This window comes from Mesorhizobium sp. M0815 (assembly GCF_040319995.1).
Lineage (GTDB): Bacteria > Pseudomonadota > Alphaproteobacteria > Rhizobiales > Rhizobiaceae > Mesorhizobium.
The window spans coordinates 1-14,786 of the sequence record NZ_JAMYOU010000008.1 but is presented as its reverse complement, the minus strand read 5'-3'; the positions used below and the strand labels follow the sequence as shown (position 1 = coordinate 14,786).

Below are 14,786 nucleotides of genomic sequence, written 5' to 3'. Positions count from 1 at the left end.
AATCAAACCGTCTGGCCGCGACTAGGTCAGGATAATCACGATCTTGTAGGTATTCGGGTCGACGATGACGATCCGACCATCGGCGAGCACGAAATACTCATAGCCTTCGTAAGCCGGAACGATCTTGACGATGCGCGCCGGCAGACGATGCAGCCGGACCTTCTTCCGCGGAACCTCGATGCCGACAGAGATGTCGAAATCGACGCTGGAAACGGGTTGGACGTTGGTCTCCTTGATGACCTGAGTGATCTGGGTTTTCTGTTCAACGGTCACATTGCTGATGGAAGCGGTCGAACTCTGGTCCTGCGTCTGCGTAGAAGCATTGCCCTGAGTCTGCTCGGTGGTCGTGGTCCCAGTCTTGCCCTGAGCCTGCTCCTCGGTCTTCATTTTCGTGTTGCCTTGGGCCTGCTCGGTAGTGGTGGTTCCGGTTTTGCCTTGGGCCTGTTCCTCGGTCTTCATCTTGGTGTTGCCCGTGGCCTGCTGGTCGGTCGTGGCGCCGGCCTTGCCTTGGGCTTGCTCGTCGGTCTTCAGCTTCGGTTTGCCCTGCGCCTGTTGATCAGTCGCAGCGCCGGCCTTGCCCTGAGCCTGCTCGTCCATCTTGGCGCCATTCTGGCAATTGGCAGCGCCGGCTGCGCAATTGGCGCCGGACTGGTCGTCGGTCGACTGCTGCGTCTGGGCAAGTGCAGCTCCGCAGCTGACGCTGATTGCTAGCAAGCTGGTGATCAGAACGCCTTTCATGAGAGATCTCCTTGGAAAATGCGTCCCTTCACCGCGTAAAACTGCGGCTAAAAAATTTTGTTCCAAACCAATGGAGCGAAACGGCAAGCGATCCGAGCGGCGGAACAAGCTCCACCTGATGACGTTACCCGCCTATAGCGACCCCGCTGCGAACAGCATGACGCGGCGCAGCGCAGAGGTGGCCCACCACGAAAGGAGACAATCATGAGCATGCATCTTTCGGCAGCCGCGGCTGGGTTCTTGCTGCTTGCGGGTATTGGCGCCGCTGCCGCTCAGGACGTGGTCATCGAACCGCAGCAGGAGACGATCGTACGCGAGTATGTGAAAAAGCAGCCTCTGGCGTCCGTCCAGCTTCCCGGCGTGGAGCTCAATGTCGGCTCGACCGTGCCCGATACCGTCGAGCTTCATGAGGTTCCCGACGTCAAATACCGCTATGTCGTCGTCGACAACCAGACCGTCCTGGTCGATCCGGGCACACGCAGGATCGTGAAGGTCATCCAGTGAGCAATGCGCGTCGTTTTTTGAAGGGACATGCGGCGCGTCCTGCATTGTCGACATCCCAAACTGGTGCCCGTGCCTGGGCATTCGGACGCAGAAAGGCCCGCCGTTCCGACGCACGGCGGGCCTCATAGCGGAGTCAGCGCGCTAGGCGGCAGCGTCCTGTGCTCGCTAGGCCAGAAACTTTGACAGAATATTCCAGGCTCCTCATTTGGCGGGAAATACCGTTCTTTGATCTGGCGATCAGCATTTCCGATGATGCCCGCAAGGCTTCGCATTCCGCTTGGCCGCAATGATTTCAAAACCGATGGGATTGACCATGCCTGGGACTATCAACACTTTGCTTCCATTCTTCTCAGCAACTATAAACCGGCGCGCCGGTCTGGCTGTACTTTTCGCCTCGGCGGTTGCGATTGTCGGCCTTGCTGCGCCGTCGTTCGCCGAAGACAAGACGGCGGTCAAGGTCGGCATCATGAGCGGCGAGGACGAGGATGTGTGGCGGGTCGTGACCGCCCAGGCGGCGGAGAGGGGGCTGACGATCGAGACCGTGGTGTTCAACGACTACACCCAGCCGAATGAAGCACTCGAGCGTGGCGAAATCGACGCCAACGCCTTCCAGCACAAGCCCTATCTCGACAACCAGATCAAGACGCAGGGCTATCACATCGTCCCGGTCGGCTATACCGGGGTCTGGCCGATCGGCCTCTATTCCAAGAAGTACGCGAAGATTGGCGACTTGCCCGAAGGCGCCGTCGTCGGCGTGCCGAACGATCCGTCCAATGAAGGGCGCGCGCTGCGTGTCCTGCAGAGCGAAGGTCTGATCAAGCTCAGGGAAGGAACCGGCATTCTGGCTACGACGACCGACATTGCCGAAAACCCGAAGAAATTGGTCGTCAAGGAGCTCGACGCTGGCATTGTCGGGCGCTCGGTGGAAGATCTCGACGGGGCCGTGGTCAACACGGATTGGGCGCTTAAAAGCGGCCTCACACCGGAGAACCGCATCGCCCAGGAGGCGGTGGCCGACAATCCCTACCGCAACTTCATCGCGGTCAAGGCCGGCAATGAAAACCAGCCCTGGGTAAAGACATTGGTCGCCTCCTACCAGAACGAAAAGGTGAAGGCCGAATTCGACCGGGTCTACAAGGGAACCGGCATCAGCGCCTATTGATACCGAGCTCGACTTGGCGCTGAAGCCCGGCATGATAAAGCGGTCCGCGCTCCAACGCGGACCGCGATCGCGTTTTGCGGGACACCAATACAGGAACTTTCATGAACCAGCATTTCGCCCCGGTCACCGAAGTCATGCATCCCGTCGGCAGCCGTTCCGCGGGACCGCACGATGTCGTACGCCTCATCGAGCTGAAGCGCCGCTTCGGCGCAACAGCGGCGCTGGACGGCGTATCGCTCAGCGTGCGCCAGGGCGAGATCCTCGGAATCATCGGCCGGAGCGGCGCCGGCAAGTCGACGCTGATACGCTGCCTAAACGGCCTGGAGCGGCCGGATACAGGACAGGTCTTCATCGAAGGCCGCGACATCAGCCGGCTCGGCGAGCGCGAATTGCAGCCGCTGCGCCGGCGTATCGGCATGATTTTCCAGCATTTCAACCTGCTGTCCGCCAAGACGGTCGAAGACAATGTAGCGCTGCCGCTCAAGATCGAAGGCCGGCCCAGGGCCGAACGCCTGGCGCGCGCTGCCGAGCTGCTCGAGCTCGTCGGCCTGTCGGAGAAGGCGAAAGCCTATCCGGCGTCGCTGTCGGGCGGACAGAAACAGCGCGTCGGCATTGCCCGGGCGCTTGCGGCGCGCCCAGCGCTGCTGCTGTCGGACGAAGCGACCTCGGCGTTGGACCCGGAGACGACGCGCTCCATCCTTGCCTTGCTCAGAGACATCAACCGGCAGCTCGGCCTGACCATCCTGCTCATCACCCATGAGATGGAGGTGATCCGTTCGATCGCCGACCGGGTCGCGGTGATCGACGCCGGACGAATCGTCGAGCAAGGGCCGGTGTGGTCGGTGTTTGCCGATCCGAAGTCGGCGATCACACAAAGCCTGCTCGGCGGCATCAGGCCGCAATTGCCGGCGGAGATCGCAAGCCGGCTAACGCAGAACGCCGGCGTGGAGGCGATCCTCAGGATCGACGTGGCGGGTGAGGCCGCGCGAAGCCCGCTTTTGTCCGATCTTGCCTCGGCAGTTCCCGGCTCGTTCCGCCTCGTTCATGGAGGCATCGATCACGTCCAGCAGCAGCCTGTCGGGACGCTGTTCGTCGCGGTCGCCGGTAGCAATGAAGCTCACCTGGCACAGGTGATCGCGTTCTTGAAAGCCCGCAATGCGCGGGTGGAGGTGCTTGGCCATGTCGCCAATTCTGTTTGAACTCCTGCTTCGATCCATCTGGGAAACGATCCTGATGACGGCCGCCTCCGGCCTCATCTCGCTGGTTTTCGGGCTGCCGCTCGGCCTGGCGCTGGTCGCCACCGACCGCGGCGGCATCGCCGAAAACCTGTGGGTGAACCGTGCGCTCGGCGCGGTCATCAACGGTTTCCGCTCGGTGCCTTTCATCATCCTGCTGGTTGCGCTGATCCCGGTGACGCGGCTGATCGTCGGCACCTCGATCGGCACATGGGCCGCCATCGTGCCGCTGTCGATCGCGGCCACGCCCTACTATGCCCGGATCGCCGAAGTGTCGCTGCGCGAGGTCGACCACGGGCTGATCGAAGCGGCGCGCGCCATGGGCGGCAACCGCTGGACGATCATCCGCGAGGTGCTGGTGCCGGAAGCGCTGCCCGGCATCGTCGCCGGCTTCACGGTGACGCTGGTGACGCTTATCGGCGCCTCGGCCATGGCCGGCGCCATCGGCGCCGGCGGGCTGGGCGACCTCGCCATCCGATACGGTTACCAGCGCTTCGAAACGTCAGTCATGATCGCCGTGGTCATCGTCCTGATCGTCCTGGTCTGCGGCATCCAGTGGGCCGGCGACCGGCTGGTCGCGAGGCTGGATCATCGGAACTGAGCGTGGCACAGCGGAGATGCTGGCCAGCATCGTCAGCCGGCGCGCTTCTTTTCGGTCGCTGCCCGGTCAATCGCCAACCCGTTCGCCGACAGCGCGACGCCGAACTTTTCGCCGGCTTCTGCGGGTGTGTAATAGCCTAGGGCGATATCCCGAGCGACCAATTCCGGATCACGCTGCCAGGGATTGCCGTAGCCGCCGCCGCCCGGCGTGCCAACTCGCACGCGGTCGCCGGCCTTCAGCGCGATGTCCTGTTCCTTGGAGAGGTGCGGCGGCACATGGGCCTCACCGTCGCGGAACACGGTCACCGTGTTGACCGCGCCGTCCTTGCCGCCGAGCGCGCCTTGCGGGCCGAAACGGCCATGGTCCATGACGAAGGAGGCGCGGGCGTCGCCACGCAGGATCTCGACCTCATAGGCGAGGCCAAAACCGCCGCGATGCTTGCCGGCGCCACCCGAGCCTTCGCGCAAGGCATAGTGGCGATAGAGCACAGGGAAAGCCTGTTCCATGATCTCGACCGGCGGCGATTTGGAAATGCCGATGGTCGAGCAGCCATTGGTCAGGCCATCATGATCGGCATTGCCGCCATAGCCGCCGCCGGATATCTGGTACATGACGTAGTCGCGGCCACGGAGCGGATCGTTGCCGCCGAGCGCGAAATTGCCGCTGGAGCCGGCGGGAGCCGCAGTCACCCTGTCCGGCAGCGCCTGCACCATGGCCGCGAACACCGCCTCGGCGATGCGCTGCGAAACCTCGGCCGCGCAGCCCGATACCGGCCGCGGATATTTGGCATCGAGGAAGGTGCCTTCTGGCCGCTTGACGATGAGCGGCTCGAAGGCGCCGGCGCTGATCGGCACGTCGGGGAAAATGTGGCGCATGGCGAGGTAGACCGAGGACAAGGTCGTCGCCAGCACGCTGTTCATCGGCCCGGCGCAGGGTTTTGACGAGCCTGAGAAGTCGAAGCGGAGCGTGTCGCCTTTTTTCTCGACGGCAAGCGCAATGGTCAGCGGCTCGTTCACCACCCCATCGGAATCGACGAAGGCCTGCGACCGGTAGATGCCATCGGGAATTGCCGCGATGTTGGCACGCATCTGTTCAGCGGCCCGGCGGCGCAATTCGGCGATTGCTTCGACGACTGTTTCGTCTCCGTAACGATCCAAAATGCCGTTGAGCCGGTCCTGGCCGATCAGCAGTGCTGCCGCTTGCGCGCGGATGTCGCCGATGCGCTGGTCGGCAACCCTGATGTTCGAGCAGATGATGGCGTAGATCTCAGGGTCGAGCACGCCCTTCTTGAACAATTTCACCGGCGGCAGCCGCAAGCCTTCCTGCTCCACCGCAGTCGCCGAGGCGGAGAAGCCGCCCGGCACCGAACCGCCAATGTCGGGCCAATGGCCGGTGTTCGACAGCCAGCAGAATATCTTGCCGTCGCGATAGACCGGCATGGCGAAGCGCACATCCATCAGATGGGTGCCGCCGAGATAAGGATCGTTGACGATGTAGATATCGCCCGGCTCGGGCGGCAGGCAGCGTCCGTCGGCGATCATCTCGATCACCGTTTTGGTCGAATACTGCATGACGCCGACGAACACCGGCAGGCCCTGGCTGCCTTGCGCGATCAGCGAACCATCGACTGCCGAATAGATGCCGTCGGAGCGGTCATTGGCCTCGGCGATGACGGGCGAGAAAGCGGCGCGCGAAAACGTCAGGTCCATCTCGTCACAGACCTGCTGCAGCGCCGCCTGGAGGACCGAAAGGGTGATGGCGTCGAGCTTTTGCATCTCAGGCCTCACCAATGTCGATGATGATGTTGCCGTCGGCATCCGAGCGCGCCCGGTCGCCGGGCTCGAGCACGGTTGTGGCATCCATCTGTTCGAGGATCGCCGGGCCTTCGATGATGGCGTCGAGCGGCAACTTTTCCCTACTGTAGACCGGCGTGTCGTACCAGCACCCGCCATACCAGACCGGCCGGATCTCGCGCCGCGCCTCTTCGAGCGTTTTGGCGCGGCCAGCCGGATCGATCAGCCGCGACAGATCGATCGCCGGCCGCACGCCGGTCACCGAGGTGTTGAGATTGACCAGATTGGCGCGGATTTCCGGCAGCTCGACCTTGAAGCGGGCGAAATAGGCCTTCTCGAACAGTTGCTGCAGGACCTCGCGCGTCACCGTAAACGACGGCAGCGGCACGTTAATAATATGCGTCTGGCCGACGAACTGCATGTCGGCGGAATGCGTGACGCGGATCGTCTCCGGCTTCACCGCTTCCTTGCCGATCAACTCTGCGCCTTCGTTTCGGTGCCGTTCCAATATAGCTTGGAGCTGGGCTTCATCGAGCCCCGCCACCGGCTGGTTGACCGTGTTGACGAAGTCATGGCGCAGATCGGCGACGACGCAGCCGAGCGCATTGGTAATGCCCGGCCGCGCCGGCACCAGCACCCGCGGCAGGCCGAGCTCGCGCGCCAGGGCGGTCGCATGCAGCGGCCCGGCGCCGCCGAAGGCGAACAGCGCGAAATCGCGCGGGTCGTGACCGCGCGACACCGAGACCATGCGGATGGCGCCCTCCATCTTCATGTTGCCCAGCCGCAGCACCGCACCCGCCGCCTCGACGCCGGACAGGCCGGTAGGTCGCCCGATCCTGTCCTCGAATATGCCCGTGACATGTTCGACGGTGACCGGGTTTTCCACCGCCAGCAGCTTTTTCGGCGCCAGCCGGCCGAGCACCAGATTGGCGTCGGTGATGGTCGGCTCCAAGCCGCCGCGGCCGTAGCAGATCGGGCCGGGATTGGCGCCGGCGCTTTCCGGGCCGATCTGGATCAGGCCGGCTGCATCGACGCGGGCGATCGAGCCGCCGCCGGCGCCGACTGTATGCACCGCCACCATCGGCACATGGATCGGCATCGCATATTCGATCTCGATCTCGTTCGACACCGCCGGTTCGGCATTGCGGATCAGCGCCACGTCGGTCGAGGTGCCGCCCATGTCGTAGGTGACCAGGTTTTCGAAGCCGGCGCGCTTGCCGGTATAGGCCGCGGCAATGACGCCGGAGGCGGGGCCGGACATAACGGTCTTGGCCGATTCACGTGTGACAAAGCGGGCCGAGATCATGCCGCCATTGCCGTTCATGATCAGGAAGTCGCGGGCGTAGCCTTTTGACGCCAGCTCCTTGCGCAGCCGTTCGACGTAGCGTTCGAGGATCGGTTGCACCGAGGCGTTGACCGAAGCGGTCACCCCGCGCTCGAATTCGCGCGCTTCCGAAAGCAGCGCATGGCCTGTCGTGATGTAGCCGTTCGGCCAAAGCTCGGCGCCGATCTCGGCCGCGCGCCGCTCATGCGCCGGGTTGGCGTAGGAATGCAGGAAATGGATGACGAGCGATTCGCAGCCGGCTTCGATCAGTTGTGAAATCGCTGCCCGCATCTCGGCCTCGTCGAGCGGTATGCGCACCGCGCCCGAGGCCTCGACCCGCTCCGACACTTCGAGCCGCAGATTGCGCGGAATGATCGGCACAAAGGTGCCTGTCATGCCATAGGCTTGCGGCCGTGTCCGCCGGCCAAGCTCGATGACGTCACGAAAGCCGCGCGTGGTGATCATGCCGGTTTTGGCCAGCCGGCGCTCCAGCACCGCGTTGGTTGTGGTCGTCGTGCCGTGCACGATGAGGTCGATGCCGTCCACGCGAAAGCCGGTGGCACCAAGAGCTGCAACGACGCCGAAAGCCTGGTTGTCGACCGTGGTCGGGGTCTTGGCGATATGCACCCGGCCACCATCACGGCCGTCGATCAGAAGCAGATCGGTAAAGGTGCCACCGACATCGATACCGGCGACGACGCTGCCCCTCGAATCCAGAGCTTGCGCCGAAAAATTCTGTTCCATTGTCGAAACCCGAAATGCCCGAACTGCTTACATGCCTCAGTTTGGAAAGCTGTTTTACGGCGACGTCTTGACGCAAATATCGTTTGTATACTAATAAATTCCGGACACAAGAGCTTACCGCTTCGGAGTGTGCAAGGGCACGCAGGAACCTGACCGGTTCGGGCGCGCAGGTGATAATTTGGCCCGGCGCTGAGCTGGCCCAGAAGGTTAGGTTTGATGAACACCACATCCGCGTTCAACACCGCCGGCGCCCGGCCGTTGCAGTTTCCGATACCGGCCAATGTCTATGCCGAAACCGTCGTCTCGGTGAAGCACTATACCGACCGGCTGTTTTCGTTCCGCATCACCCGGCCGCAGTCGCTGCGCTTCCGCTCCGGCGAGTTCGTCATGATCGGCCTGCCCAATGCCGAGAAGCCGGTGTTCCGCGCCTATTCGATCGCCAGCCCGTCCTGGGACGACGAGCTGGAATTCTTCTCGATCAAGGTGCCGGACGGCCCGCTTACCTCGGAGCTGCAGAAGATCCAGATCGGCGATACCGTCATCATGCGGCAGAAGTCGACCGGCACGCTGGTGGTCGACGCGCTGACGCCGGCCAAGCGCCTGTTCATGATCTCGACCGGCACCGGCATTGCGCCCTTCGCCAGCCTGCTGCGCGATCCCGACACCTATGAGAAGTTCGGTGAAGTCGTGCTGACCCACACCTGCCGCGACAATGCCGAGCTCATCTACGGCCAGGAGCTGGTGGCCGCGCTGGAGAACGACCCGCTGATCGGCGAACTGACCGGCGGCCGCGTCACGCTCTATAATTCGACGACGCGTGAGACGTCCGAACGCATGGGCCGCATCACCGCGCTGATCGGCTCGGGCAAATTCTACACCGATCTCGGCATCGACAAGCTCAATCCCGAGACCGATCGCATCATGATCTGCGGCTCGATGCATATGCTGAAAGACGTGAAGGAACTGGCCGAAAGCCTCGACTTCCAGGAAGGCTCGCTGCATCATCCGGCAAGCTTCGTCGTCGAGCGCGCCTTCGTCGGCTGAGACGCGGCAGTTCAGCGTCCACTGCTTTGACACCCTGATTTTGACCGGACGGTCAAAAATCGGCTGCCTTGACTGTCTTTTTCCGCTATGACCGCCTGAAGGACTCGTGAAGCGCTGCTTCACGGTCTATCTTCGGCATAAGTCGCTGAACAAGGGGCAGGAGATGAGCAGCACAATCCGCGAAACCGATCTCGGCACGTCCAAGATCACGCCGCTGCCGGCGCGCGCCGCCGCCAATGCGCCGATGCCGCAGGCCCATGCTATTGCTCGCAATCCCGGCATGAGGCTCGATCTTGGCTTCATGGAATCAATGCGCAGCGTCAACCGCTCGGCGCTGGAACGCCGCGTCGCCAGCCTGACCAAAAGACGCTCGATCAAGGCCGATAACCAGGCTGCCTGGCTGCTGCGTGCTGTCGCCTGCATGGACCTGACGACGCTGAACTCGAACGACACAGAAGAGCGCGTGCGCCGGCTCTGTGCCAAGGCGGTCAACCCATTCCGCCGCGACATTGCCGAGGGGCTCGGCATTACCGGCGAAAATATCCGCCCGGCGGCGGTCTGCGTCTATCATCCCTTCGTCGCCACTGCCGTCGAAGCACTGCGCGGCAGCGGCATCCGTGTTGCCGCCGTTTCCACGGCTTTCCCGCATGGCCTTGCCCCGCTTTCGACACGTCTGCAGGAGATCGAAGCATCGGTCCGGGACGGCGCCGACGAGATCGACGTCGTCATTGCGCGCGGTCTGGTATTCGGGGCGAAATGGCAGGAGCTCTATAACGAGATCGTCTCGATGCGGGCCGCCTGCGGCGAGGCGCATCTGAAGGTGATCCTCGGCACAGGCGACCTCGCCACGCTGCGCAATGTCATGCTCGCCTCGATGGTGGCGATGATGGCGGGTGCGGACTTCATCAAGACCTCGACCGGCAAGGAAAGCGTCAACGCGACACTGCCGGTTGGCCTTGCCATGGTGCGCGCCATCCGCGCCTATTTCGAGGAAACCGGCTATCTCATCGGCTTCAAGCCGGCCGGTGGCATTTCCACGGCAAAAGCCTCGCTCGATTGGCTGGTGCTGATGAAAGAAGAGCTGGGCCGGCCGTGGTTGGAGCCGGAGCTGTTCCGCTTCGGAGCATCGAGCCTTTTGACCGACATCGAGCGCCAGCTCGAGCATCACCTGACCGGCCACTACTCGGCCAATCATCGCCACGCAATGGCGTGATTCGGAGCGCTTCATGAACATTCTCGAACGCTATCACGCCATGGATTACGGCCCGGCGCCGGAGGCCCGCAACGAGGCCGATGCCTGGCTGACGACCCGTGATTTCTCGAAAGCCCTGTTCATCGGCGGCGACTGGAAAGCAGCTGCAAATGGAAAGACCTTCGACACCAGCGATCCCGCCTCCGGCAAATTGCTGGCCAAGGTCTCGGATGCCGGTGCTGCCGATATCGATGCGGCGGTTTCGGCCGCCACAAAAGCGCTGCCGAAATGGAGCGCCAGCACCGGTTACCAACGCGCCAAAGTGCTCTATGCCATCGGCCGCGCCATGCAGCGCCACCAACGGCTGTTCGCGGTGCTGGAATCGATCGACAACGGCAAGCCGATCCGCGAAAGCCGCGACATCGACGTGCCGCTGGCGATCCGTCATTTCATCCATCATGCCGGCTGGGCGCAGGCGCTGGACAGGGACTTTCCAGCCCATAAGGGCGTCGGCGTCGTCGGCCAGATCATCCCGTGGAACTTCCCGCTTTTGATGCTGGCCTGGAAGATCGCGCCGGCGCTCGCTGCGGGCTGCACCGTGGTGCTGAAGCCCGCGGAATTCACGCCGCTCACCGCCATCCTGTTTGCCGAGATCTGTGAACGCGCCGGCGTGCCGAAGGGCGTCGTCAACATCGTCCAGGGCGGGCCGGAAGCGGGTGGGGCAATCGTCAATCATCCCGGCATCCAGAAGATCGCCTTCACCGGTTCGTCCGAGGTCGGCAAGATCATCCGCAAGGCCACCGCCGGTTCGGGCAAGAAACTTTCGCTGGAGCTTGGCGGCAAGTCGGCCTTCGTCGTTTTCGAGGATGCCGATCTCGACAGCGCCGTCGAGGGTCTGGTCGACGGCATCTGGTTCAACCAGGGCCAGGTCTGCTGTGCCGGCTCGCGCCTTCTGGTGCAGGAAGGCATCGCCGACGCCTTCATCGCCAAGGTCAAGACGCGGATGAGCCGGCTGCGCGTCGGCAGCCCGCTCGACAAGAACACCGATATCGGCCCGCTGGTCGATTTGACCCAACTCGACCGCGTCAAGGGCCTGATTGCCGAAGGCGCCAAGCAGGGCGCGATATGCTGGCAGCCGGACTCGGCACTGCCCGCCTCGGGCTATTACCATCTGCCAACGCTGGCGACAGGTGTTTCGCCGGCTAACACTCTGGCCCAGGAAGAGGTGTTCGGGCCGGTGCTGGCGACCATGACCTTCCGCAATACCGAGGAAGCGGTCGAGCTCGCCAACAACACACGCTATGGCCTGGCCGCCTCGGTGTGGAGCGAGAACATCAATCTTGCGCTGCACGTCGCGCCGCAATTGAAGGCCGGCGTCGTCTGGGTCAACGGCACCAACATGTTCGACGCCGCCTGCGGCTTCGGCGGCTATCGCGAGAGCGGCTTCGGCCGCGAAGGCGGGCGCGAGGGCATGTTCGAGTATCTCTCGGCAAAACTGCCGCTCGGCCCGATCATCAAACCGGCTGTGGCCACTGCCCAGCCCATCGAACGCCCGGAAGGCGATGCCATCGACCGCACGGCAAAGCTGTTCATCGGCGGTAAGCAGGTCCGGCCGGACGGCAATTATTCCCTTGCCGTCGCCAGCGCCAAGGGCAAGCTCGCCGGCGAGGTCGGTCTCGGCAACCGCAAGGATATCCGCGACGCCGTCGCGGCCGCGCGCGCCTGCAAGGCCTGGCCGGAAGCGACCGCCTACAATCGCAGCCAGGTGCTTTACTATCTGGCCGAAAACCTGTCCGGCCGCGCCGACGAGTTTGCCGCCCGTCTGACCCAGCTCACCGGCGCGACGGCCAAGGCGGCGGGTGAAGAGGTCGAGCTGTCGATCGAGCGGCTGTTCCTCTATGCCGGGCTTGCGGACAAGTTCGAGGGCCGCGTCCACCAGCCGCCGGCCCGCGCCGTCACATTGGCGCTGCACGAACCGGTCGGCGTCGTCGGCATCGTCGCGTCGGACAACGCACCTTTGCTCGGCCTGATCTCGCTGGTTGCGCCGGCGCTCGCCATGGGCAACACCGTGGTCGCCGTGCCGTCCGAACGATACCCGCTGCTTGCCACCGACCTTTACCAGGTCATCGAATATTCCGATGTCCCGGCGGGCGCCATCAATATCGTTACGGGCCGTAGCGCCGAGCTGGCCGGCGTGCTGGCCAAGCACGACGATGTCGACGGGCTCTGGATGTTCGCCGATGCCGAGACCTGTGCCAAGGCGGAGGCCGAGTCCATCGGCAATCTCAAGCGTGTCTGGACCGGCAACGGCCACAGCCTCGACTGGGCGTCGAGCGAAGCAGCCGGCGATGCCTTGCTGCGCCGTGCGATCGAAGTCAAGAACGTCTGGGTGCCCTACGGCGACTGAGTGTCCCGGAGGGACGTCCGGGCTTGACGGGCCAAAAGATGTTCTTTACCGAGAAAAAACATTTGGCCGGCAGGGCGAATATCGAAACAGGCGGGATGGTAGCGCCCTTCTGGCACATTGCGCCCCGGCCTTGTGCCGGTAAAAAGCCGAACGACCACAGACAGGCGAGGAGAAAAGCATGGCGGATCTGACAGGCAAGGTCGTTGTCGTCACGGCGGCGGCGCAAGGCATCGGCCGGGCAAGTGCGCTGGCTTTCGCCAAGGCCGGCGCCGTCGTCCATGCCACCGACATCAACGAAGTGGTGCTCGCCGACCTCGGCAAGACCCCCGGTATCAAGACCCGCAAGCTGGATGTGCTAAACGACGAGGCGGTGAACGCCGCTTTTGCCGAGATCGGCGTCGTCGACGTGCTGTTCAACTGCGCCGGCTTCGTCCATTCCGGCTCGATCCTCGAGATGAAGGACGGCGATCTCGACTTTGCCTATGATCTCAATGTCCGCTCGATGATCCGCACCATCCGCGCCGTGCTGCCCGGCATGCTGGAGCGCGGCGACGGCTCGATCATCAACATGGCGTCGCTGGCCAGCTCGACCAAGGGCGTGCCCAACCGTTTCGTCTACGGCCTGACCAAGGCGGCCGTTATCGGCCTGACCAAATCGGTTGCCGCCGACTATGTCGGCAAGGGCATACGCTGCAATGCGATCTGCCCGGGCACGGTCGAAAGCCCGTCGCTGCACGACCGCATGCACGCGCAGGGCGACTACGAAGCAGCCCGCGCCGCCTTCATCGCCCGTCAGCCGATGGGCCGGCTCGGCACGCCCGAGGAAATCGCCGACCTCGCCGTCTATCTCGCCGGTGCCACCTATACGTCGGGGCAGACCTATAATATCGACGGTGGCTGGTCGATCTAGGAGTCTGAAAATCCAATTCTGCCGGGCGCCTGGCGCGGCGTCCGCGCTTGCCTAGGCTCACGTACTTTAAGTACGCTCCGCTCCGGTTCTCGAAACCCACGCCATTCGCCGCAGCGGAGCGAGTTTGCAAACGGCCTCTGGTCGCAACTGGGAGAAAACTGCATGAAACTGCTACGCTATGGCGAGGCGGGGAGCGAACGCCCTGGCCTCCTTGATGCGGATGGAACGATCCGCGACCTCTCCGCCCATGTCACCGACATTGCCGGCAGGGCGATCGACCCGGCATCGCTCGAGTCATTGTCGAAGCTCGATCCGAAATCGCTGCCGGCAGTTTCCGGCAAACCGCGCATCGGCGCCTGCGTCGCCGGCACCGGCAAATTCATCTGCATAGGCCTCAACTATTCCGACCATGCCGCAGAAACCGGCGCAACCGTGCCGCCGGAGCCGATCATCTTCATGAAGGCAAGCTCGGCCATTGTCGGGCCGAACGACGACGTGCTGATCCCGCGCGGCTCGGTGAAGACCGATTGGGAAGTCGAGCTCGGCGTGGTCATCGGCAAGACCGCTAAATATGTCACCGAAGCCGAGGCGCTGGACTATGTCGCCGGCTACTGCGTCGCACATGACGTCTCTGAACGCGCCTTCCAGGCCGAGCGGCAGGGCCAGTGGACCAAGGGCAAGTCCTGCGACACATTCGGGCCGATCGGCCCGTGGCTGGTGACCAAGGACGAGGTCAAGGACCCGCAGAACATTCCGATGTGGCTGACGGTCAACGGCAAGACCATGCAGAACGGCTCGACCAAGACCATGGTGTTCGGCGTCGCTTATCTCGTGTCTTATCTCAGCCAGTTCATGTCGCTGCATCCAGGCGACATCATCTCGACCGGCACGCCGCCCGGCGTCGGCCTCGGCATGAAGCCGCCGGTGTTCCTGAAGCCCGGCGATGTGGTCGAGCTCGGTATCGAAGGGCTGGGTATCCAGAAGCAGACGTTCAGGGCGGATGCGTAGAAACCTTCCCTTCTCCCACAGAGGGACCTGTTGCGCAGTATGAGCAAAAGCTTGCGGCGGCGGGGTTGCGGCGGTTGTTCGCTTGTTTGCGGGGGATTTGACGTCTTGTTTGGGGTTTCAGGCG

The 14,786-nt window shown here is 63.4% G+C and carries 12 protein-coding genes; 9 read left to right on the top strand and 3 right to left on the bottom strand.

Translation table 11 applies throughout. The annotated features are described in order from the left end of the window. Window positions 1-21: 21 nt before the first annotated feature. Window positions 22-846, bottom strand: a complete 825-nt coding sequence (locus tag NKI01_RS11440) for a DUF1236 domain-containing protein (protein WP_502896335.1) — start codon at window positions 844-846, stop codon at window positions 22-24. 96 nt (window positions 847-942) lie between these two features. Here NKI01_RS11440 and NKI01_RS11435 point away from each other — a divergent pair, with 96 nt between their 5' ends. The 4 genes from NKI01_RS11435 (at window position 943) to NKI01_RS11420 (ending at window position 4,240) form a co-directional block, all read left to right on the top strand. Next, window positions 943-1,242: a DUF1236 domain-containing protein gene (locus NKI01_RS11435; protein ID WP_023720555.1), complete on the top strand. Its 300-nt coding sequence runs from the start codon at window positions 943-945 to the stop codon at window positions 1,240-1,242. Between the two features lie 313 nt (window positions 1,243-1,555). Continuing rightward, entirely contained in the window at window positions 1,556-2,404 is an 849-nt protein-coding gene (locus NKI01_RS11430) for a MetQ/NlpA family lipoprotein (RefSeq protein ID WP_352481419.1), read from the top strand. Window positions 2,405-2,538: 134 nt separating this feature from the next. Continuing rightward, window positions 2,539-3,603 (top strand): methionine ABC transporter ATP-binding protein, encoded by a 1,065-nt coding sequence (locus tag NKI01_RS11425; RefSeq protein ID WP_156948146.1) that lies wholly within the window; start codon window positions 2,539-2,541, stop codon window positions 3,601-3,603. Next, on the top strand, window positions 3,584-4,240 hold the full coding sequence (locus NKI01_RS11420; RefSeq protein WP_023720558.1) for a methionine ABC transporter permease: 657 nt from the start codon (window positions 3,584-3,586) through the stop codon (window positions 4,238-4,240). The genes NKI01_RS11425 and NKI01_RS11420 overlap by 20 nt, the downstream gene beginning before the upstream one ends. A 32-nt stretch (window positions 4,241-4,272) precedes the next feature. Here NKI01_RS11420 and NKI01_RS11415 read toward each other — a convergent pair whose 3' ends face one another. Both NKI01_RS11415 and NKI01_RS11410 read right to left on the bottom strand, forming a co-directional pair. Then, window positions 4,273-6,015 carry a hydantoinase B/oxoprolinase family protein gene (locus NKI01_RS11415; protein ID WP_352495105.1) on the bottom strand — a complete coding sequence of 581 codons (1,743 nt, stop codon included), beginning with the start codon at window positions 6,013-6,015 and terminating at the stop codon, window positions 4,273-4,275. Between the two features lies 1 nt (window position 6,016). Continuing rightward, a complete protein-coding gene (locus NKI01_RS11410; RefSeq protein ID WP_352963207.1) occupies window positions 6,017-8,101 on the bottom strand; it encodes a hydantoinase/oxoprolinase family protein in 2,085 nt (694 codons plus the stop codon). A 216-nt stretch (window positions 8,102-8,317) separates the two neighbouring features. On the opposite strand from NKI01_RS11410, the gene NKI01_RS11405 reads away from it, so the two are divergent. The 5 genes from NKI01_RS11405 to NKI01_RS11385 all read left to right on the top strand — a co-directional run bounded on the left by NKI01_RS11405 (window position 8,318) and on the right by NKI01_RS11385 (window position 14,662). After that, the gene (locus tag NKI01_RS11405) at window positions 8,318-9,145 is read left to right on the top strand and encodes a ferredoxin--NADP reductase (RefSeq protein ID WP_352481417.1); all 828 of its coding nucleotides are present in this window, start codon (window positions 8,318-8,320) and stop codon (window positions 9,143-9,145) included. A gap of 163 nt (window positions 9,146-9,308) precedes the next feature. Next, window positions 9,309-10,358 carry a deoxyribose-phosphate aldolase gene (gene deoC / locus NKI01_RS11400; RefSeq protein ID WP_352963205.1) on the top strand — a complete coding sequence of 350 codons (1,050 nt, stop codon included), beginning with the start codon at window positions 9,309-9,311 and terminating at the stop codon, window positions 10,356-10,358. Window positions 10,359-10,371: 13 nt separating this feature from the next. Then, complete coding sequence (locus NKI01_RS11395; protein WP_352963202.1) at window positions 10,372-12,744, top strand: aldehyde dehydrogenase family protein; 2,373 nt, start codon at window positions 10,372-10,374, stop codon at window positions 12,742-12,744. A gap of 178 nt (window positions 12,745-12,922) precedes the next feature. Beyond that, window positions 12,923-13,654 (top strand): SDR family oxidoreductase, encoded by a 732-nt coding sequence (locus tag NKI01_RS11390; protein ID WP_352963200.1) that lies wholly within the window; start codon window positions 12,923-12,925, stop codon window positions 13,652-13,654. Between the two features lie 162 nt (window positions 13,655-13,816). Then, window positions 13,817-14,662 (top strand): fumarylacetoacetate hydrolase family protein, encoded by an 846-nt coding sequence (locus NKI01_RS11385; RefSeq protein ID WP_023720565.1) that lies wholly within the window; start codon window positions 13,817-13,819, stop codon window positions 14,660-14,662. Window positions 14,663-14,786: the final 124 nt, after the last annotated feature.